At 59.6% G+C, this 21,420-nt stretch carries 15 protein-coding genes; all 15 read right to left on the reverse strand.

What is annotated here, in order from left to right:
• The coding region (locus tag INF68_RS00660) for a DUF6531 domain-containing protein (protein ID WP_193525200.1) at positions 1 to 3,976 on the reverse strand (3,976 nt) is incomplete at its 3' end.
• A gap of 3 nt (positions 3,977 to 3,979) precedes the next feature.
• On the reverse strand, positions 3,980 to 4,420 hold the full coding sequence (locus INF68_RS00665; protein ID WP_126786365.1) for a DcrB-related protein: 441 nt from the start codon (positions 4,418 to 4,420) through the stop codon (positions 3,980 to 3,982).
• A gap of 75 nt (positions 4,421 to 4,495) precedes the next feature.
• Positions 4,496 to 5,572 (reverse strand): hypothetical protein, encoded by a 1,077-nt coding sequence (locus INF68_RS00670; protein ID WP_193525201.1) that lies wholly within the window; start codon positions 5,570 to 5,572, stop codon positions 4,496 to 4,498.
• Between the two features lie 3 nt (positions 5,573 to 5,575).
• A complete protein-coding gene (locus INF68_RS00675; protein ID WP_223604326.1) occupies positions 5,576 to 6,016 on the reverse strand; it encodes a hypothetical protein in 441 nt (146 codons plus the stop codon).
• 208 nt (positions 6,017 to 6,224) lie between these two features.
• Positions 6,225 to 6,731, reverse strand: a complete 507-nt coding sequence (locus INF68_RS00680; RefSeq protein ID WP_223825968.1) for a hypothetical protein — start codon at positions 6,729 to 6,731, stop codon at positions 6,225 to 6,227.
• A 1-nt stretch (position 6,732) separates the two neighbouring features.
• Positions 6,733 to 9,318 carry a type VI secretion system Vgr family protein gene (locus INF68_RS00685; RefSeq protein WP_126786367.1) on the reverse strand — a complete coding sequence of 862 codons (2,586 nt, stop codon included), beginning with the start codon at positions 9,316 to 9,318 and terminating at the stop codon, positions 6,733 to 6,735.
• Between the two features lie 65 nt (positions 9,319 to 9,383).
• A complete protein-coding gene (locus tag INF68_RS00690) occupies positions 9,384 to 10,802 on the reverse strand; it encodes a serine/threonine-protein kinase (RefSeq protein WP_126786368.1) in 1,419 nt (472 codons plus the stop codon).
• Between the two features lie 24 nt (positions 10,803 to 10,826).
• Positions 10,827 to 13,442 carry a type VI secretion system ATPase TssH gene (tssH, locus tag INF68_RS00695; protein ID WP_126786369.1) on the reverse strand — a complete coding sequence of 872 codons (2,616 nt, stop codon included), beginning with the start codon at positions 13,440 to 13,442 and terminating at the stop codon, positions 10,827 to 10,829.
• A gap of 38 nt (positions 13,443 to 13,480) precedes the next feature.
• On the reverse strand, positions 13,481 to 14,524 hold the full coding sequence (gene tssG, locus INF68_RS00700; protein ID WP_126786370.1) for a type VI secretion system baseplate subunit TssG: 1,044 nt from the start codon (positions 14,522 to 14,524) through the stop codon (positions 13,481 to 13,483).
• The gene (gene tssF, locus INF68_RS00705) at positions 14,521 to 16,392 is read right to left on the reverse strand and encodes a type VI secretion system baseplate subunit TssF (protein ID WP_023312147.1); all 1,872 of its coding nucleotides are present in this window, start codon (positions 16,390 to 16,392) and stop codon (positions 14,521 to 14,523) included. The genes tssG and tssF overlap by 4 nt, the downstream gene beginning before the upstream one ends.
• A gap of 2 nt (positions 16,393 to 16,394) precedes the next feature.
• The gene (gene tssE / locus INF68_RS00710) at positions 16,395 to 16,958 is read right to left on the reverse strand and encodes a type VI secretion system baseplate subunit TssE (protein WP_023312148.1); all 564 of its coding nucleotides are present in this window, start codon (positions 16,956 to 16,958) and stop codon (positions 16,395 to 16,397) included.
• A complete protein-coding gene (locus INF68_RS00715; RefSeq protein WP_126786371.1) occupies positions 16,951 to 17,763 on the reverse strand; it encodes a type VI secretion system accessory protein TagJ in 813 nt (270 codons plus the stop codon). The genes tssE and INF68_RS00715 overlap by 8 nt, the downstream gene beginning before the upstream one ends.
• Before the next feature lie 9 nt (positions 17,764 to 17,772).
• Positions 17,773 to 18,771, reverse strand: a complete 999-nt coding sequence (locus INF68_RS00720) for a hypothetical protein (protein WP_126786372.1) — start codon at positions 18,769 to 18,771, stop codon at positions 17,773 to 17,775.
• Positions 18,772 to 18,787: 16 nt separating this feature from the next.
• Entirely contained in the window at positions 18,788 to 19,585 is a 798-nt protein-coding gene (locus INF68_RS00725; RefSeq protein WP_023336024.1) for a PP2C family serine/threonine-protein phosphatase, read from the reverse strand.
• On the reverse strand, positions 19,582 to 21,339 hold the full coding sequence (gene tagH, locus INF68_RS00730; RefSeq protein WP_126786373.1) for a type VI secretion system-associated FHA domain protein TagH: 1,758 nt from the start codon (positions 21,337 to 21,339) through the stop codon (positions 19,582 to 19,584). The genes INF68_RS00725 and tagH overlap by 4 nt, the downstream gene beginning before the upstream one ends.
• Between the last annotated feature and the right edge of the window lie 81 nt (positions 21,340 to 21,420).

Consider the following 21,420-nt stretch of genomic DNA (forward strand, 5'->3'; position numbering starts at 1 on the left):
ACGGATGCACCCACCCGAGCGCATTCGTCGCATACTGGTAAAGGTTTATCCCCCCCGCCAGCCCTATCGGGTCCTGCTGCGTAAACCGCCCGCAGTCCGGGTCGTAATACCGGAAGAGATTGTAGTGCAGCCCTGTCTCACGGTCCAGGTATTGCCCCTGCATGCGCAGGTTCTGAGAATATCCTGATACCTGCGTCTCGCTTTCCCGCAGCAGCTTGCCCCAGGCACTGTTCACCCCCTCCCAGCGCACCTGCCCTTCACTATCCGTCATCCGCTCCGGCGTGCCGTTGGGCTGGCAGTGGAACCAGAAGATCTCTGGAGCATTAACGCCATCAATACGTGCCAGCGGATCGTAGCTGTCCTGGTCGCTGTAGACGTAGGTCAGCGGCACATCCCCGTGCACCTCCTGCAGCAGGCGGAACCCTTCCCAGACAAACCGGGTGGTGACCGGCTTGCCGGTTGGCTGTCCGCCCAGCATCTGGCGTCGCGTTTTGCTGATGCGGCGACCGAGCGGATCGTAGCGGAAGCTGACCTGCGTCTGCGGTTTATTGCGGTCCCGCGGCTGGCTGATGACTTCCGTCAGGCGATGTTCACCGTCGTAGCGGTAGTGCCAGCGGGTCTGGCCGTTATCTTTCTCCACGGTGCGGCCGTGGATGTCATAGCGCCAGCGAATGCCGTTCAGCTGCGTCAGGCGGTTGTGCGTGACCTTCTCAGCAGATCCTTCCAGCGGGTTACCGGCTGCATCCCAGCGCCACTGCTCCTGGCCGGGCAGCGTGCCGTCCTGAACCAGCAGGCGCCCGGCGCTGTCGTACTGCCAGCGGTACCAGCTGAAGGGGTTATCGTCCCGCTCTTCCCGCACCAGGTTATTGCGGTAGTCGTAATCCCAGCGGCGGGACCAGCGGCGCGGCGACGGGCGCTGGGCATTGCCGGTAAAGACATCACGGCGATGCAGTCGGCCAAGACGATCGTATTCGCTGCGGGTGGTCAGCAGCCCCTGGGTGCGGCTGGTCTCCCGGTGGAGCTCGTCGCGGGTAAAATCAGAGACCGACAGCTTATCAAGAGCAATGCTGAGCAGATGCCCGCTGCCGTAGTAGAACTGCTTCAGCTCGCGGCCGTCGGGAAGCGTGACGGAGGTGCGGTTGCCCAGCGCGTCATACTCCCACGCCAGCTCGCCGAGCTCGCCCGCTTCGCGCGTCACGCGACCGAGCGCGTCATACTCAAAGGCGAGCTCCTGCTCTGCCTCGGTGGTCCACGCGTCGGCTGCAAGCGCAGGATGCAGCCCAATCCGGCTTAACAGCCCGGACGGCGTGTAGTGATAGCGGGTCTGCCCCTCCGGCGTGGTGCGGGCGACCAGCTGGCCGCTCGCACTCCAGGCGAAGGCGTGGGTGATGGCCTCCGGATGACCGGCGGCAAACGTGCGCGCTATCGTGCGTCCGCTGGCGTCGTAGCGATACTGCGAGGCTACGCCATCCAGCCCCACCTCTTCCAGCAGCAGCGAGTCCGCGCCCCAGCGGAACTGATACGCTTCGCCGTTTTCGTTTTCCAGGGCAATCAGACGCCCTCGGCTGTCCCAGCGGCGACGGACCTCTTCACCCTGAGGATTACGGGTGGCGGTTAAGCGCCCCGCCTCATCGTATATGAACTCGCTCTCTTTCCCGTCGGCGCCCGCATGCTTCACCGGCAGGCCACGTTCGTTCCATTTGAGCGATTCCGTCCAGCCTTCCGGGCGATCGAGCTGCACCGGACGCCCTGCAGCGTCGTAGCGATATCGCGTCTCTTCCCCGTCGGCGCCAGTCTCAGCCACCAGCCAGCCCAGCGGATGGTAGCGGTAGCGGGTAATACGCCCGGAACAGTCCGTCGAACGAACGATCTGCCCGGCCTCGTTGTACTCCTGGTAGCGGCTGTTTCCGGCGGCATCAACCTCTTCAACGACCTGGCCGAACGCGTCCCGGCGCAGCTGCGTCGTCTGCCCCATCGGGTCCACCACGCGCTTAAGGCCGTGATGTTCGTCGTACCAGAACCGGGTGGCGCTGCCGTCGGCTTCGATAATGGCCGCAGGAAGCGCGCGGTGCTCCAGCCAGGTGGTAGTGCGGGTATTGCCGTCGGGGTCGATCTCCTGAACCCGGTTGCCCATGTCGTCGTAGACGAAGGTAACGGCATTGCCGAGCGGATCGATGCGACGCGTCAGAAGCTCGTTCTCGTCCCACTCGTAGAGCCAGTTTTCACCGCGCTCGTCAACGTAGCGGACGATCAGATTTTGCGCGTTCCAGTAGTGGCGGCGCGTCTGGCCGTCGTAGTGCTCGACGGTCGTCAGCCCAGCGGCTAAATCGTAGCTAAAGCGGCACCCGTCCCCGGTGCTGGTGCGGTTTTCCACCACGCGCCAGTGGTCGAATTTTTTCCAGCGGTATTCGCTCTCCAGGCCGCCCGGCATCCGGTGCCAGACCATCAGCCCGTGCTCGTTATAGCGGTATTCACGCGTCACCACGCCGGAGGCGTCCGTCGCGCTCGCCAGCTGGCCGCGCGCGTCGTAGCCCCACTGCATCAGCGGCCATGTATGGCTACCGTCGAAATGGCTGGCAGCGGTAACGCGCTGCGGGAAACGTTCATCGTCATAGCGCAGGGTGACGTCTATCGCCCGCGGCTCGTCGTGAAGACCAACCAGCCTGCCGTGCTCGTCCCACTCCGTCAGCAGCGCGTTGCCGTATTCATCGCTGAGGGAGGCCAGACGCAGGATAGATGGATTCGCCCGGGTCGGTTTATACAGACGCCACACCGCGCCGTCATCGTCGGCAATCGCCACGTCGCCGTTCTCATTGCGGCGGATGATAATGCCTTCGCTGATGCTGTAAAACGCGCGGTCGACAGGGGGCAGCTCGAAGCTCAGCTCGCGCCCGGTTTCGTCGAACCAGGTCGCGTTGTCTTCTTCCAGCGCCAGATAGCTGTCAAAGGCGGTTGCCCAGCCCAGACCGAACAGCCCTTCGCGGGTGGTCAGGCTGTTGTAGCTGCGCTGCCAGCGAAGCGGAAAGCGCCCCGGCAGCGAGAAGTCGAGCTCGTCGTCGTCATTCAGCACCTTCACGCCGGTGGCGGCATGAACCGGGTGCGAGGAGCCAAACACGGCATTCACCGCCATATCGGCCAGCATCCCGCCGCCGGCTGCCGCCAGCGCGCAGGGCATGTTTTTCAGGATCTTGCCCGGACGCCCGCGCAGCAGTGAGAGCGCAATCATCCCCAGCGCCAGACCCGGCGTTTTACCGCTTTTGATATCGCGGACCGTGAGCGTGTCGCCTCCGATGATCACGTTCGGGGAGACGTCGTCGGAAACGGTGCCTTCGCAGGTGGTGCGATCTTTGGCACGCACCGCAGGCTGCCCGTTGATAAAGACGCTTTTAGAGCCTTCCGCCAGATACTGCGGTCCGGAGTGCTTTTCGCACGCCACCTTGTCTTCTTCCAGCGGCGAGGTTCCCGCGGCGGCAGAGGCCACGCTCGGCTGCCACATTTCGCTACCAAACTGACCGGCTGCGGATAGCAGCATGCCCGCGTAATCGGCAAAGCTGCCCGGCGACTGTGGCTCAGGAGACGGCGTATCGGCGGGCGTCAGCGTGCCTGCCGCGCGCGCGGCGGGGATTGCGTTGGTGAGAACGTTACTGGAACCGGTAGTGATTTTACCCGCAGGCGACGGCGGGAAAAGCGCATTGCCTAACCCCTCAGCGGCGTTGCTAATATCGTCGGTAATACCCGCGACGTTCGCCAGCACGCCACCGATAATCCCGCTTAACAGACAGCTGGATCCTATTGCCGCCACGCCCGCTGCGGCCGCCCCTGCGCCCAGCAATGGCGCCGCTACGGTTGCAGCTGCGCCTACCGCCGCGCCGATCACCGCATAGGCGGCGCCTTCCGCCACAATGCTGGTGATGTCAGCAAAAATGCTGGAGTGAATAATCTCGTCGCCCTTACGGGCCGCGTTGTTATCGCTCATGCCTTACACATTCCGGTTGTCGTTTAGCGTCAGACTCTGCTTAAGCGCGCTCCAGCGCACCTCGTCCTCTTCGGTAAAGGCTCTGAGTGCCGAGAGGGTAAAAATCATCAATACCGGTTTGCCCGGCGTTTGAACGGCCAGCTGTTTTTGCCACAGGTGCTGCCCGTTACGGTCAAAGGTGGTTTCAACTTCCAGCCCGTTAATTTTTCCGTCAGGCCCGGCTTTTACGTTCCGGAATTCGCTCTGGGCAATTTCGCCCATCTGAGGACGCAGCACATCCCACTGGCGGTGAAACTCTTGTTCGTAGTCGCTGCCATCGGGAATCACGCCGCGGCTGACCACCACGGACAGCCCGCTTTCGTCATCGCGAATAATATTCATGCTGTTATCCTGCCAGGCAGCAGGAAAAAGGGAAAACGAACCTTCCTGAAGGGTGTATTTCATAAGTGAACTCGGGATGATTAATATTGTGAGAAACAAAAAGGCCAATCCATGCTGGCCCTTTGGCTGGCTGTTTTATTATTTACGCCATTGACCTGACTGTTCGACTAAAACCTGGCTGCCTTTGCTGACAACCAATTTCGCGGGTGCATACGTCACAGTATAAACGATCTCGCCATTCTTGTACGTTGAGCCGATTATTTTACCTGCGTTGTCGTGCAATGTTTTTCCCTTTAAGGAGATCGTACTGTTATCACTTTTGCGCACGCCGAGATAAACCATCTGGTCACATTCGCTATCAAAATGACCACACCTGTTTATCAGCGAAATAGCGAACTTTTCGGTGTCCAGTTTTCTGGTTTCAGCGTGATGAACCGAAGCGGCTTTACGTAACGTATAACGCAGCGGAGTATAATCATTTCCTTTTTGTGGAGGCGTTACCAGACGCCATTCCATTTCACTCCCCTTTATTGCCAGAACAGCACGTCCGCCTGGGCCGCCAAATGAAGAGTTGAATTCAACGCTGGCGCGATTGCCAGCGATCGTACCGGTAAGATTACGCTCATCTTCTTCCGGGCAATCTATGCGGTTTCCTTTTTGGGAGATATAGCAATAAGACCCGGTGATACGGTTGCCTGATTCAGATAACCGCAGGGTTAACGTCGAGTCGCTCCCGGATTCTCCAGCCCACTCCCCGTCAAACGCGAGGCCTGATTGGCTGCTTTTTGCAAACTGCATCGTATTGAATCTGGCGGCCCATTGCTGAATATCGGCATGAATAACCGGGCTATTATCAGATGACCGATATTGTATAACGTCCGACTCCGGAACCACCCAGGCCGCAAAGATTTTGCCGTCAGGATTGATGACCAGCGCTGACGCATTCTCCTGGTAGAGATCCTTTAGCCAGCCTTCAACAAACAATCCGCCGCCTGCCGCGGTATGCGGTTCACCGAAGACATCAAAGTTATCAATAAAGGTCTGGTAATGATTTCCCAGCAGCGTCCTGAGACTGTCTGTCACTTCGCTGTCGTTAACGATGCGGCTAACCGTATCGAGCTTATTGTATTGCGATAATTCAAGCGCCGATGACGTTTCAACAACGCCTGTCAATAAAGCGGTGAACAAAACGGCTGCCAGATACTTTTTGGTCATAAATTATTCTGAAGAGCCATTGTTGTAATTCATGGTTATTTTCAAAACGTTGCCGTCTTTCATCTCAAACGAGAGCGCTTTTTTACCCAACTCGTAGGTAATCCACTGTTCCCCCGAATCATTGTCGACCTGACCGGTACCGTATGCGCTGTTCAATTCCTCTCTCGTTGAACCCACATGGATACCACGCGGCGTTGCGAAGCCTTCGGCAGTCACCGTAATTTGAGACACGATATAATCATCAACGCTTCTTTCCGCTTTATCCCACCAGAGATTAGAACTGAATATTTCTAACCCAGCCCTTTGATGCTGGAAGAATTTATAATTAGTTCCGTCAAAAGGAACCTCACCGGTAAAACTGCCTTCCACCGGCACGTCAAATTTAAGCGCGATATTAGAAGCCCATCTGTCGCCCAGGGCGATGGACTGGTCTTTGACCTTCACGGAAAAATCCTGTTTTGTCAGAACGGGCGGCATAGCCTCTGCCAAAACCACAATGCTACTCAGACAACTAAACATCAGGGAAAAACAAAGAAATATAGGCGTGTGTTTTTTCACGTTTATCGTCACTAACTTGATGTAAATTACGCTTTTCACGAATACTGCAAACCGGCAGCGAAATACCCGTGCCGGCATGAAAACACAACACTTATTAACGATCGTAACGCGACATAACGACTCTATTTAGGCATTCCTGGTTCATTACCGGAAAACTAAATGCCCATGCAAGTCCTCTCTCATCAGCAACGGTTCGGTATCCTACTGATTGTCCTGCGGTATTCCCTCGAGGAATGTTAGAAATTTTAACATCAGGGAAATGAGTTTTGACTTGTTCGAGCGTAATGCAAGGCTGTTCGATTACAAACGAGACAAGTGAGACACTATTATCCCCGTTTCCCCATAAACGAACATCTAAATCGCTGATACGTGTTCCATCAGATAATGTGAATGGAACTGACGTATAACGGTCTTTCACTTCTGGATTTTTTTGGACCAGTGGTTGATGGAAAAGTTTACTGACATCCTCGGTCTGTTTTCCCCAGACTGTTTTGAGTTCTTTAACAATATGCCATAACGAATCTTGGTTCATGTTTGTTTGTCCTGCGTAAGAAAAAGATGAAAATAGTGGGAGCAAAAAGAGGATGGTATTTTTTGTCATTCTACTTACCATAGAAACCCCCGTAATAATCGCTGTAATTGAGATCGGTACCCGAAGCTATTTCGCCTTTACCGTAGACTTTACCTATAGCTTTTGCAGCGTCAACCCGCGACAGCTCTCCATTTACCATTTTATCATAGGCTGCATTGTAAGCTTTGAGATTTTCCGGGCTTCCTGCTATATCAATATCAATACCGCCATTTCCCAGAATTTCACGCTGTATTTTGATATTATTCAAGGTTGCACCACCTTCATCCATAAGCTGGCTGTTAACGAAATTTTCTTTACTAGAATAGTCCGCTGCAACAGGATATGTTGCATGCCCTGCTTCATGAGCCAGTGTTTGTACTGTATTGGCCGTGTCTTCCATGTGTTCGGGATCCATAACGATCAGTTTATTATCCGAATCAGTATAACTTCCCCCTCCAGTCGCACCTGGTTGAATCGCCCATCCCTTGTCTTTCAAATCTTTTAGCTGAGTTTGAAGGGTCGGTGACTTGTTGATTTGTTTAACAACATCATCATTGAAAGGCATAACGTCTGAGCTATTCGGATTATTTTTATAAACATAATTCCCTTTCAAAGGCGGGGCTGTTGTTGACGCCGAAGCTGGAGCAGGTTTCGATTGGCCTGCTGCTGGAGCCGCAGCAGGGGCAGGACGACTAGCGCTCTCTTGCGGTGAAAACTTCGCCTGCACCGCCGCATCAATATCCCCTTTATGCCCCGAACCCGGTGCCGTTGTGCCCGGCTTGGTGCCAGAGGTATTCAGATGCAGCTTACCGCCCGTGGTGATATACCCATCCCCTTCCACGAAGAAGTTAAACTCTTTGCCGATGAGGTTAATCTTGCCGTTAGCATTCAGCTCAATAGCGCTCTCACCGGAGACCAGCCGCAGCTTCGTCCCGGAAGCAATAACGTACTGCTCCACCGCCGCGTCCAGCTTGCCTTTCCCCGTCAGGATCTCGGTTCCGCCTTTCACGGCCTGAGTCTGGTTCGCTTCCACGCGATGCAGTTCATTTTTCTTCACGTAATGGCTGCGCGCCCCGCCGACGCTGTGCGTTTCATCGTTCTTAACGCTGGTGTCCATGTTGCGCTCGGCCTGGATCCACACCTGCTCTGCGCCCGCCTTGTCCTCAAAGCGCAGGGCGTTGGCGTTGTCGACGGAACCGTCTTTCGTGCGGCTCATAAAGCCCATCTGCGTCGCCGCGGCCGGTAGCGCCCACGGCGGCATGCTCGCGTCGTTGTACACGCGACCGGTAATAATCGGACGGTCCGGATCTCCGTTGATAAAGTCCACCACCACCTCGTCGCCGACGCGCGGGATTTGCACCCCGCCGTAGCCCTGGCCCGCCCACGCGCTCGACACGCGCACCCAGCAGGAGCTGGTGTCATCGCCCTTCGCCAGCCGATCCCAGTGGAACTTCACCTTCACGCGACCGTATTTGTCCGTCCAGATACTCTCGCCGTTCGGCCCCACCACTTTCGCCGTCTGCGGGCCGTAGGTGCGCGGCCACGCCGTGGTCTGCGCCGGACGGTAGACCACCGCCGACGGGATGACCGTAAAATCGGTGCGATGAATGGTTTCACCCTCGCCGCTCGCGTAGCGGTTCTCTTCGAAGTGGTAACCCGCCGCCGTCACCAGATACTCGCCGTTGTCGCTGAAGAACGGCGCGTTGGTTAACGTGAAGGTGTGGCCAGGCGCAATCCCCGCCGCCGTGGCGGTGGCCTGAATCTGCTGATGCTCAACCTGCCAGCGTTCCTGACGGATACGGGCATAGAACTCCCCGTGGCCTTTGTCCACAAAGCGCCCCGGCCAGTCGTACACGTCGATGCTGCCCGGCTTTGGCGACGCCGGGTTCTGCTGGGCCTGGAACAGCCACGCGTTCGGCTTGCGGAAGTCATAGTCGTCGAGGCTGTAAATCCCCGGCGTCACGCTGTCCTCCAGCGCCCACTGGCTGATGCCCTCCTCATCCGTACTGCCGCCTGATGGCGTCTGATGGTAAGGAATAACCTCATAGCCGCTGAACGGCTGATGCTGCGTGGCGGCGTCGGTCAGTACCAGGGTGTGTTTGTCCGCCTCGTGGCTGAAGTGATAGGCAATCCCCTCCAGCTCCATCAGGCGGCTGATGAAGTCCAGGCTCGACTCCTGATACTGCACGCAGTAGTCCCACACCCGGTAGCTGCCGGTGAGTTTGTCCTCAACGTTGACCTGATGCTCACCCAGCAGGGTTTTGACAATCTGCGGCACCGTCTGCCCCTGAAAGATACGCAGGTTACGGTCGCGCTTCATCGGCCACAGGTCCGGCTCCACCGTCAGCTGGTACACCGCATAGCGGGTGCCCGTCAGCTCGACGGCGCTGACCGCCACGCGGGTAATCTTGCCGTTAACATAGCGGGACGTCAGCAGGCTCTGCGTCGGGATGGTCACCGTGACCGGCTGGCCCAGCAGCTTACTGCGGTCAATGCGCGCGTCCGTGCCGAGCACGGTCAGCGTCAGCGCGAACGACTCGGACATCGCCTCGCGGCCCGTCAGTTTCCAGAACAGAAGCCCCTCCACCGGGAGCTGAACGGTAATTCGGTTGAGCATAATCTTTATTCCATCTAGCTTATGCGATGCAGAAAAGAGGTTCGCATCTGTGACTGAGCGTAATTCTAAGGGTTCACCAGCCAGGTGCCGGGCTTCGCAATATCCAGCGTCTGGCTACGGGTTCTTCCGTTGCCCTGCAGTTCAATCTTCACCTCACCGGCTGGCAGCTTGAGCGATGCATAGCCGTTGGTTCCCGGGCGCAGCGCTTTTGGCTCGCCGTTTACTTTCAGCGTTTCGCCGTCGAGGATGCGGATATAGACCAACGCAACAGGGCTCGCGACAGGCGGTGGCGTCTGCTGGGCCGTCGCCTGCTCGTTAACCTTCGCCGTTTCCGGCTTCACGTCCGGCGCGTTTGCGGCGGTCTCAGTCGGACGCGTCTCTGCCGGTGGCTGTGCAGCCTGCTCTGGTGCATCTTTGCCGCCGCTGAACAGCATCGCGCCAGCGACAACGCCGACCAACACGCCTGCGGCAACCATGCCCGGGGTCTTGTAGCGACGCCAGTCGAGCAGCGAAGACGGCTGTTCCTCCTCCACCGGTACCAGCATCGTGCCGGGCTTTTTCGCCGCCAGCACATCGTTGATACCCGCGACCGGCATTTCAATCAGCGCGGCGAACTCGTCGATGGACTGCGGACGGTCCTCCATGTGCAGCGCCAGCGCGCGGTCAATGGCCTGCAGCAGCGGGATGGAATAGCCCTGCGGCATGATTTCCACCAGCGGTTTGCAGGTATCCTGAATTGAGCGCACCACGCTGACCGGCGGCGGAGAACCCACAATCAGGGTACGCAGCACCGCGCCGAGGGCATAAATATCCGTCCACGGGCCCTGCTCGCTTTCGTTGTCGTCGGTGTACTGCTCGATCGGCGCAAAGCCCGGGCGCAGCATGGTTTCCGTTTCGTCGGAGAGGTTACCGATGGTGCGGCGCGCGGAGCCGAAATCAAGCAGCACCGGCAGGCCGTTATCCTGAATCTGAATGTTATCCAGAGAGATGTCGCGGTGCAGATAGCCTTCGTCGTGAATGGTCTTGATTGCACCGAACAGCATCGGCAGCGTGCGGCGGATCCAGGCCTCGTTGATCAGCTCCGGTTTTTCTTCACGAAGGCGCGACAGCGTGGTGCCGCTGTAAAACAGCGTCCCCATGTAGGCCGTGTCGTTTTGCACCCAGAAACGCAGGACGTGCAGCAGGTTCGGGTGGTTAAAGCGCGCCAGCAGACGGGCTTCCTGAATAAAGCTGTTCAGGCCTGCGGAAAACGCTTTGCCAAAGCGCTCGCTGCGCAGCACCAGGGTCATGTCGTCGCCGCGCACGGCGAGCGAGGAAGGCATAAATTCTTTGATAGCGATAGTGCGTTCGAGCTGGTGATCCCACGCGCGATAGACGATGCCAAAACCGCCGCCGCCGATCACCTCTTTGATTTCAAACTCGTTGAAGCGGTACCCGACCGGGAGCGCGTTTGGGACAGTCCGATTGTTATCATTATCCGTCATCTTTTACAGTTCTCTTGATGATTATTACGCGGCAAACTGACAGTGAAACTCGCCCTGCTCGCAGGTGACGTGCAGACGTCGGTACTGCTCGTCGCTGCGGCTGGCGGTAAGTAAGATCTGGCTCATCTGAGGCAGCAAGGTGTTGGTCAGAATAGCATCCACCATGCGGCCGCCGGACTCCACCTCGGTACAGCGCTGAACAATCTGTTCCACCACGCTGTCGTCAAACTCAGAAATAATGCTGTGATTCTCTTCCAGACGACGCTGAATGCGCTTGAGCTGCAGGCGAACAATCTGCCCCAGCATCTCGTCGCTGAGCGGGTAGTACGGCACCACCAGCAGGCGGCCCAGCAGCGCCGGTGGGAATACCTCCAGCAGCGGCTGGCGAAGGGCGCCGCTTAACGCGTCAGGCTCCGGCATCAGCTCCGGATCGGCGCACATGGCGCTAATCAGGTCGGTGCCGACGTTAGACGTCAGAATAATGATGGTGTTACGGAAATCAATGTGGCGCCCCTCGCCGTCTTCCATCCAGCCTTTATCAAAGACCTGGAAGAAGATCTCGTGGACGTCCGGGTGCGCTTTCTCAATTTCGTCCAGCAGCACCACGCTGTACGGACGGCGGCGCACGGCCTCGGTCAACACGCCGCCTTCACCATACCCTACGTACCCCGGAGGCGCACCTTTTAAGGTGGAAACGGTGTGCGCTTCCTGGAACTCACTCATGTTGATGGTGATAACGTTCTGCTCGCCGCCGTACAGGGATTCCGCGAGCGCCAGCGCGGTTTCGGTTTTACCGACCCCGGACGGGCCGCACAGCATAAAGACGCCCACCGGTTTGTTGGGATCGTCCAGCTTCGCACGCGAGGTTTTCACGCGGCGGGCAATAAGATCCAGACCGTGACGCTGGCCGATAACGCGCTGGTTGAGCGTGTCGGCGAGGTTGAGCACGGCGTCGATCTCGTTTTTCACCATCCGGCCCAGCGGGATCCCGGTCCAGTCAGAGACCACCGCGGCAACCACGTTTTCATCCACCGCCGCAAACAGCAGCGGCTCATCGCCCTGCAGGGCGTTCAGCGCCTGCTGCCGTTCCGCCAGCTGGCCGCGCAGCTCGGTGCTATCATCATCGCCCGCCGCGAACAGCGCCGCGCGCAGGCGAATAATCTCCTGCACCAGGCCGCGCTCTTCTTCCCAGCGCCGGGCCAGGGCTTCGCGTTTTGTTTCATACGCGTCGCGTTCGGCGAGTAAAGCGGTCACGCGATCGGCGTCACCGGCTCCCACGCGCGCTTCGCGTTCAGCAATCTCAATTTCCACGTCCAGCGCGGCAAGGTGGCGCAGGCATTCTTCGAGCTGCGCGGGCGGCGCGCTCTGGCTGACCGCGACGCGGGCGCAGGCGGTGTCGAGCAGCGCAACGGCTTTATCCGGCAGCTGACGCGCCGGGATGTAACGATGCGACAGCTTCACCGCCGCGCTGACCGCTTCGTCGAGCAGCAGCACCTGGTGGTGCGTCTCCAGCGGCGACACGGTGCTGCGCAGCATCAGAATGGCTTTCGCTTCGTCCGGCTCGTGCACCTGCACCGTCTGGAAACGGCGGGTCAGCGCCGGGTCTTTCTCGATGTACTTTTTGTATTCCGCCCAGGTGGTGGCGCCGATGGTGCGCAGCTGTCCGCGCGCCAGCGCGGGCTTCAGCAGGTTCGCCGCATCGCCGGTTCCCTGCTGGCCGCCTGCGCCAATCAGGGTGTGGATCTCATCGATAAACAGAACGATCGGCGTGGCGCTGGACTGGACCTCATTGATTAACGCCTGCAGACGGGCCTCGAACTCGCCTTTCATGCCTGCGCCAGCCTGCAGCATGCCGATATCCAGCAGCCACAGCTGAATATTTTGCAGCGGCTCCGGAACGTCGCCGTCGGCGATACGCAGCGCCAGCCCTTCCACTACCGCCGTTTTCCCGACCCCGGCTTCCCCGGTCAGCAGCGGGTTGTTCTGGCGGCGACGCATCAGGATATCCACCATCTGGCGGATCTCCTCGTCGCGCCCGACAACCGGGTCAATCTTCCCTTCGCGGGCGCGGGCGGTCAGGTCCTGGCCGTACTGGGCCAGAGTCCCCTGCGCCGCAGGTACCGCACCCGCCGGTGCGTCTGCGGCGGCAGCGGCCTGCTGCGTCTCTTTGCTGTTGGCGCAGATAGCGTCGAACTGCTCAATCAGCACCTCGACGTTAAGGCGGGTGAACTGCGACGAGATGCTTTTCAGCACGTTGGCCAGGTTCCAGGTTTTAAGCATGCCGATCAGCAAATGGCCGCCGCGAATACGGCTGACGCCAAACTTCAGCGATCCAAACACCCAGGCGCGCTCCACGGCGCTGTCGATATGTTCAGAAAGATCGGAAACGGAACTCGCCCCGCGCGGAAGGACGTCCAGCGCGGCCACGATATCGCGCGTCAGCTGCTGTTCATCAAGGGCAAAGTGGCGGATGACCTGCTGCAGATCGCCATCCTGCTGCTGCATCAGCTGATGCAGCCAGTGCACCAGCTCAACGTACGGGTTGCCGCGCAGCTTGCAGAACGCAGTGGCGCTTTCCAGAGAGGTAAATAACAGCGTATCCAGTTTGCCGAAAAGCACGGCACGGCTAATTTCTGACATGTTAGTTTCCATTAACAATGATTCGGTATACGGAAGGATTACCGCTCTGCGCGATACACCAGATCGCCTCGCGGGACAGGCTGCGGCTGAAGGCCCAGCCAGGTGTTATAGCCTAATCGCCCATTGCTGCCGAGCGTGGTGCCCTGCACCGCGTCTTCACGCAGGATCACCCGCGTTTCCCATTCAAACTCCACCCCGGCGTACTGACGCACCCAGTCGCGCAGTTCGGTGACCCAGGCTTCACCCGGCAGAAAACGGTTGTACTCCTCCGCGCTTAACGGGCCAATTTCGATGCGAAACTTGTGCTGCACGTCGCGGACGGCGACGCCGAGAAAGGCGGATTCCCCCATGCGCGGCATGCGGCGCCCTGCGCCAAGCTGCGCCTGCTCGCGCGTGGAAAGCGGCATCCACTGCGGCACGTTGCTCACCAGCTTAACCGGCGCTTTAAAATAGTTGCGCAGGATCTTCTCCAGCCCCTCCGGATCCCGCCCGTGACGGGTCAGGTGTCCGGCGTGGGTAAATCGCGCATGCGAGCTCAGGCTGCCTTTGTTCATCTGCCCCGGCTGGCCCATGCCAATCAACGATGCCAGATACCCCTCAAAGCGCCTGTTGTCGGCGCGGTCCAGCGAGACGGTGGGCTGTGCATCCGCCCAGGCGCGGTAAAACAGCAGCGCAAGGCGGTGATGGAACAGATCGGCAAACGCGCTGAGGCTGGTGTCCTGATGATGATAAATACGCTCGCGGGCGTATTCGGTCATGTGGACCGGCAGCGGGCCGTTCGGGCCAAACAGGCCGAAGCTGAGGATAGATACCTCATGCAGCCCGCTCTCTTCCCGCTGACGCACCAGGGCCAGCGTCGACGGTGCAAAACTCATCGACGGCTGCTGACCGATGCGCAGCGGCTCAAATTTCGGCAGCGGCGCGCGGCCCAGCGGGTAGCGCTCGCCGCCCTGGGCATCAATGCGCCTTAACAGCTGAAACAGATCGTAGCGCCAGGGCGTCTTGCGAACCCCTTGCCAGAATGCGTCCGGCAGACGGGTCAGGCGATGCACGCGCAGCGGTGCAGTGGCAGCGTCACTCATATCAGCGCCCTTTTACCCATGCGCGGCGCCCAGTAGCCAATCTCGCCGCGCTGCTGACTTTTCAGGGTGAACTCCGTAAAGCTGTTGATGGACACCAGGCGGGCAAAGAGACGTTCCATCACGCTGCCAAAGAGCCACGGGCTGGCGCCGGAAAAGGCTCGCTCATCCACCGTCAGGGTAATGCCGATCCCGCGGGCGAAAACGACCGGGCCGGGTTCAGGCACGCGGCGGTGAACCGGCTCCAGCACGCAGTGGCGTACCCCCTCCACCTGACGCGCAACGGGCGTTTCTGCCAGGTTGGCGTAAAGCCCTAACAGCTGGCGCAGCGCGGCCGCGCCGTCTTCATTTTCGCTGTCCATCAGGCTGAGGTAGTTCATCTGCAGCTGGCTGATGAGCCGCCAGGTGCTGAACCCTTCCGCCAGCGCCGGACGCGGTGGCGTCGGGCCTTTGCGCAGGGTGAGGGATTTCACCGGCATGGAGTCGGCCATAATGAACTGCCCGAGCTCCTGCTGCAGCATCAGCGGCAGGTCGCGGCTGGTGCACAGCACCTCGGCAGAGATATAGCGCAGGTTTTCCTGCCACGGGGCGTGCTGTTCATCCACCAGCGAAACAAACACCTCTGAACCGATGTAGCCGGTACGTGTGCCGTAGCGCAGGGCGTGCTCGGACAGCACGCGCTGTTCGCGGCGAAGGGAAAAATAGGCCCCGTAGTTGCCCGCATCGCCGCTCCAGGTGCTCCAGAATGGACGAAACGTCTGGTCATCGCGCTGGCCGTCCGCGCTGCCATAGATTTTTTTGACCGCGTAAATTTCATAATCCAGCGGACGAATGTTATCGACCACCAGATGGTATTCATGCTGGCCTTCATTCAGCTTCTGACGCGCCGCGACCTTTGGGAAAAGGTTGATGACCGGGGTACAGTGCAGCGCCAGATGGCTGGCATCGACCACGCGCTCCAGCTGTTCATCCGACTTATCCAGCAGAATGAAGATGTCGAAGGCTTTTTCGCCTTCACAGCGTTCGATAAGCGTGCCCAGACCGCTCAGGCTGATGAAGCGGAAGCGGGCCGGAAAGGCGAAATACTCCTGCAGCAGGCGGTAGCCGTCAAAGTTGCGCAGATCGTCAGGAAGCAGAGCCTGGTCAGGCTCAAAGCCCTCCTGGCGCAGCGCGTCCGACGCCAGCAGCTGTCGCTGCGGCTGCGGGCTGACCGTCTGGCAGACGATCCCGGCGTGATGCTCCATCACCAGCTCCAGCAGCTTCAGCGCTTCAATGTCCGGACCGCCGAGGAAAAATTCCAGACGGTCGAAATCCAGGTGCCCGAGGTTTTGCGGGCCGTCGCAGGCGATGCGGATCCTTAAGGCGCTGCCGATCTGCCGCTGGCTCAGCCCCAGCTGCGCCAGCGGCAGATCGGCGGGCACGCCGCCCAGCTCGACCTTATCGATTTTCAGCGGCAGCAGGTTGACCTCGTGCGCCGTGGTATAGCTGCAGGTCACGCCGGTTTTTTTCAGCGCCAGGCTGTCCATCATGGTGCCGCGCGGCACAATGAAGCCTTTGCTCAGGTCGCCCCGGCTGCTGTCGGGTTCAATCTCCGCGATCGCCATCGACGGCGTGGGCGCGAGATAGTTAGGCGCAATCATCTCCAGCAGACGCTGGGAGAAGCGCGGAAACTCCGCGTCCATTTTCATCTGCACGCGGGAGGTCAGGAAGGCGAAGCCCTCCATCAGACGTTCGGTATAGGGGTCCGCCACTTCGATGCCGCGCATGCCCAGCCGTCCGGCGACTTTTGGGTAGCGTTCGGCAAACTCGGCCCCCATTTCGCGCAGGTAGGCCAGCTCGCGGTTGTAATATTCGAGCAGTTTACTTTCCATGATTACCCCGCATCTTTCAGTTCAAAATGGCCGTTTTCCAGATCGACATCGGTACGAAACAGAAACTCCAGCGGGTACGGCACACACCATAAACGCCCTTTGATCTCGATGGAGAGCACGTTGTGCAGATCCAGCGAGGAGGTATCAGACACGCAGCGTACCTGCAGCCCCTGCGGCAAAATGCGCGGCTCAAAATTGATGATGGCCTCGGTGAGCTTGCGCTGAATGTCGTGCCATTCGATATCCGACATCCTTTTCCCGGCCAGCGGCGCGACGCCGAAGTTGACCACCGAGCGCTTCACGTGCGGCAAGGCGCTCAAGTCGCCGGAGGCATCGTGGTTGATGGTGTTAAACAGCCACTGCAGATCGCGCAGGACGTTGCGCCGCAGGGCGGCGTGGGTGATCAGATTGCTGTTGGCCGACTCGCGCTTTTTTTCCGGGTCGTTATCGGTGAGACGATCCAGCAGCGAGGGCTGCATTTTGTCGCGCGCCCCCACCTTCTCCTGCCTGCTGCGGGCTTGCCAGCCGCTGCGCAGCAGATCGCCTTCGCCTGCGGGATTACTCATCGGCTCCATCCGTCGCAAACGTCACGAGGCTTAATGACAGCAGCGGGTATTCGCTTTGCTCGCTCAGCCAGGCCTTCTGGCCCCTGCCTTCGTAAAGAATGCCGTCTTCGTCGAGCGGCTGCCATTCGGTGGTGCGGCCTAATTTGACCGCATCAGTGGCATCGGCAGCAAACGGGTAACGCGCCGGGATCTGACACACCTGCTCCGTACCGTCGGTCAGGCGCACCAGCGCGTGACGCCAGACCAGATCGGTCACGCTGGCGGGCGCCTGGAAACGGATCTCTGCGATGGCGCTGAACGGCAGCCAGAAATAACGGCCGTTCACGATGGTTTCGCAGACCGGGCCGAGACGGGCATCACCATCCATCAGCCAGTCAAACGCCTGCGTCTCCTCGTTTTCGAGGATAATCTGGCCGGCGGTGGCCTCAGCCCGATCGAGGGCGTCCAGACGCAGCGCCCGGGCGCGCTCGCCCTCCTCGCTCAGCGCCGCGGCCAGGGTCGTCAGCCACGGCCACTGGGTTTCAGGCATAGCCGGACGCGCTTGTCCCGCCATCACCTGCGCGCGCTGCAGTTCGCCCTGAATGGATTGCTCCAGCAGCGTGACGGTGGGTTTCGCCTGAGGCTTCAGCGCCAGCCAGCTTTTCAGCTGGGTCAGCGCGCGCGTCCAGTTGCCGCTGAGGATTAAAAACTGCACGAACGCGGCGCGGAGGTCGGCATCTGCCGGACGGGCTTTGATTTCAGCCTCAAGGCGCGCCAGCGCATCGCTGAGCGACTCGCCCGCCAGGTGTTGATAGAGCGTATTCATAGACACTCCTTAATTCGCCGCGCGCCATGCGCCAACGGCCGGATCGCGCAGTTGAGGACGCAGGGTGTCAATCAGCACGATATTCAGCGGCGTGCCGGGTGCGACCCAGGCGCTCCAGGTTTTTTTCACCGCCGCGATACGCGCCTGCAGTTTTGCATCATCGCTGGCGGTTTCACGGGAGATCTCCACCGCTACGGTGCCGTTGCTTTTCCAGCTATTCAGGGCGCTATCGTAAGGCAGGATCATCCAGCTCTGGTCGCTGTCTGGGGTGCTGAATACCATGCGCTCTTTGTTGACGGAGGTGATCAGCGCGTTTTCAGGATCGGCGCTTTGATTCAGACCCGTCACCGGGAAGCCATGAATGTAGGTCACCGCCATCTCTTTCTGTCCGCCGTTGCGGGACTGCGAAACCACGGTGTGTCCGCTCAGCCAGCTGCCGTTACCGCAGCGGGTGGTGTCAGAATCCGGAATAAAGAGCGCCGGAGCGGAAGCGCCCCCTTCCCAGAAGGTGCGCAGGTGGCAGCCGTCCTGCAGGGTAAATTCCTGCCACGGCGTGCGGTCAGCCGCGACGGTGCGGGAAGCCACGTTCTGGTCCGGCGGCAGCAGCGCGCCGCTGGCTGGGGTTGCGGAGACGGTCGCAGCAGGCGCGGCCTGCTCCTGTTTCACCACCAGCGCCCAGTCCTGCGCTTTGCCTGCCGTACCCTGCGCCAGCGTGGTACCCGCCGGATCGTTGAGCGTCCAGCTAAGCTTATTCACTTTGCTGCACTGGTGTTCCAGCAGGGAGCCAAGACGCGGCACAAAGTTCTCCAGCACGGAGACGTCTTTCTTACCATTCGCCACAATGCGCAGCACCACCTCAGGCTTACACCAGCTCTGCGGCGTGTTGTCTTTGATGTTGTCGATCCAGATATCCAGCTTCTGCGCAGGAGACTGCACGATGCGGAAATTCTCAGCCTGCGCGGTGGAGGTGACCGCCAGAAGTGCCAAACCCGATAGCCAAAGTTTCATATCGTTCCTTGTGTGTCTAATCAGTTCCGCAGGGAAGAAATTGTGCTGCGTCAGAGAGGGTGTGCAGCAAAGTGGTGTCCTGAGGGTTGCCCATCCATACCGCCAGGGCAGTATAGTTATCCTGAGCATTCCCCTCCTGTTCGCCATTCTTTTGAATGATTTGGTTCATTAAGGTCAGCCACTCCTGCGGCGTATTGACCATATGCAGCGACTGCTTCATTTGCTCTTCGCTAACGCCGTGCCAGAACCCGTCGGTGCAGAGTAAGAATGCATCGCCGTCTTCAACCTGCACCACGTCGCTGTAGCTCGCTTCCGGCCCGCCGTTTTCAATCCCCAGCGCGAGGTACAGCAGATTGCTGTTGAGATCGTCGGTCTGGTGCCCGGCGTCTTTCATCTGCTGCACCAGGCTGTGGTCGGTGGTCACATGCCACAGCCATCCCCGGCGAAACAGGTACAGGCGGCTGTCTCCGGCGTGCGCCCAGTAGGCCAGACCGTAATCACGGTCAATGAACAGGCTGACCAGCGTCGTGCCCATCCGGCGATAGTCCTGAACGGCCTGCTGTTCGCTGAGGATGGTGCGGTTCGCCGTCTGCACGTAGTCGCGGATATGCTGCGCATTAAGATGTTTGTCGCCATCGAAGCGGGAGATAATGCTGTTGCGGGCCAGCTCTGCAGCCACCTCACCGCCCGGCAGGCCCGCGATGCCGTCGCAGACGACAAAGCAGGCTGAACGTTCCCCTATGGTTTCTCCCGTCTGATCCTGGTTGCTGGCGCGCGTCCCCTGGCGGGAGAGAGAAGCCGTTGCGATATTCATTTGTCTTCCGATCCGCTCTGTGAGTCTTTGTACTGATTCACCTCCATGTCGTACGCATGAAGGAACGCCTCGCCGAACAGGGTGTGGAAGTCATCCTCAATCTCGCCCGCCGTCTCGCCATAGCTGCGAACAAAATAGTCCCACAGGGCGGCTTTGCGGCTGCCCGGCAGCGCCAGACGAGAGGTCATCCCGTTCTGCTTCGCCTGCTCTTCCAGCTGTTCCGGGTTAAAGGACTGCAGCATCGCGGCAATGATGGCGCGGATACCGGAGATCATGCCCAGCTGGTGCGCCTGTAGATCGATAAGCGCGTCGCGCACGGATTTGGTGGGCGGCATAAAGCCCGGCATTGGGGTGCCGAACATCTGGATCAGCACGGTTTTGCCGGTCGGCAACAGCTTGAACGGGTTGTTGGCATCGTCCAGCACCATGGTCATATCGGCCTTCACGCCACGCTTGAGAATGGAACGCGAGGAGAGCAGCGCCACTGTCCCCTGAGAGAACATACCGAGGATTTGCCCGAGCTGACGCATATTTTCCCGGTCAAACTGCGGGACGGGCTGCATTTCGCTCAGACCCATGCCTTCCAGCAGCGCCTCCAGCAGCTCGCCCTGCAGCACTTCGCCCTTCTCACCGCTGTTCGCCGTAGCGGTTGGGGCGGCGGCGTTATTGACCGGGTCAATGCGCAGACGGCCCTTCGGGGCCTGAGCGCTGCTGCGCGCAACGGCCTGTGGCGTAGGCATGGTGAAGCCTGCGTAATCCGGTCGCGCGGGCTCTTCTTCAGCACGCGGTTCTTCCTGCGGCTCAGGGGCGAACAGCGGAGAATCGGCCAGCATGTTCTCTTCCTGCTCGGGTTCCGGCACTGGCGCAGGCTTTTCGTCAACAATGTCATCCGGATGGGTCAATGGCGCGCCGCCCATCAGCCCGAGCGGGTCGTCATTACGCGCGGCTGGCGCGCTGGCCTTACCGCCAAACAGGGCCAGCGGATCGAGCTCATCCGTCGCCTCCTCTTCTGGCTTAACGGGGTTCGTCTCGCCCGGCGGCACCAACGTTGACGGGGTGACGTCGTCAAAAATACTCTCTTTTTTGAACAACGCTTCGTCGCTGAACAGCGTGTCCGGGTCAACGTTCTTACGCTCGAGCTTTGGATCGCTGTCGTTGAACATCGCCAGCGGATCTTCAGCGTTACGCTCCGGGGCCGAAGGCTGGGAGAACGGATCGTGCGATGCAGCAGGCTGCGGTTTTGTACGGTTGCTGGAGATGCTGTCGGAGATGGAGAACTCCTGCATCAGGCTATCCCAGATCTCCGTTGGCACGGCGGTTGGCTCGGCCTTCCCGCGCGGTGCGGCGCTCGCCGGCTTCGGTTGCGCAGCGGGCGCGGCTGCCGGACGCGCCTGCTGATGCATACTGGCCGCCATACGGCTCACGGGCTGCGTATCGTGGATCAGTTCGGTGACTTCAATACGGTAGTCATCAATACCGAGAATGTCGCCATCCTGCAGCTCAACCTGACGCCCTCGCTCCAGCGGAATGTCATTTAATACCACGCGGGTGACGCTGCCACGGTTGGTCACGCGGCATTCGCCCTGGGCGTCAACGTGAACAATCGCCTGCAGACGAGAGATGGTGCGGTCATTATCCGGCAATACCAGATTGTTATCCGTACCGCGCCCAATGGTGCCGCCCGGGGCGTAAAAATCACAGCTGCTTTGCGGCGGCTGATGACCGGGTTTCGTAGAAATAATCGTGAATCGCATGGCGTATTCCTGCTGGTATGATTAGCGCTCAAACGCTGCCGCTCTCGGGGCGAGAACGGCGGCGTTTGGGGGCGATTCCAT

This window comes from Enterobacter cloacae complex sp. P16RS2, from assembly GCF_014982155.1.
In the GTDB taxonomy this organism is placed as follows: Bacteria; Pseudomonadota; Gammaproteobacteria; order Enterobacterales; family Enterobacteriaceae; genus Enterobacter; species Enterobacter cloacae_M.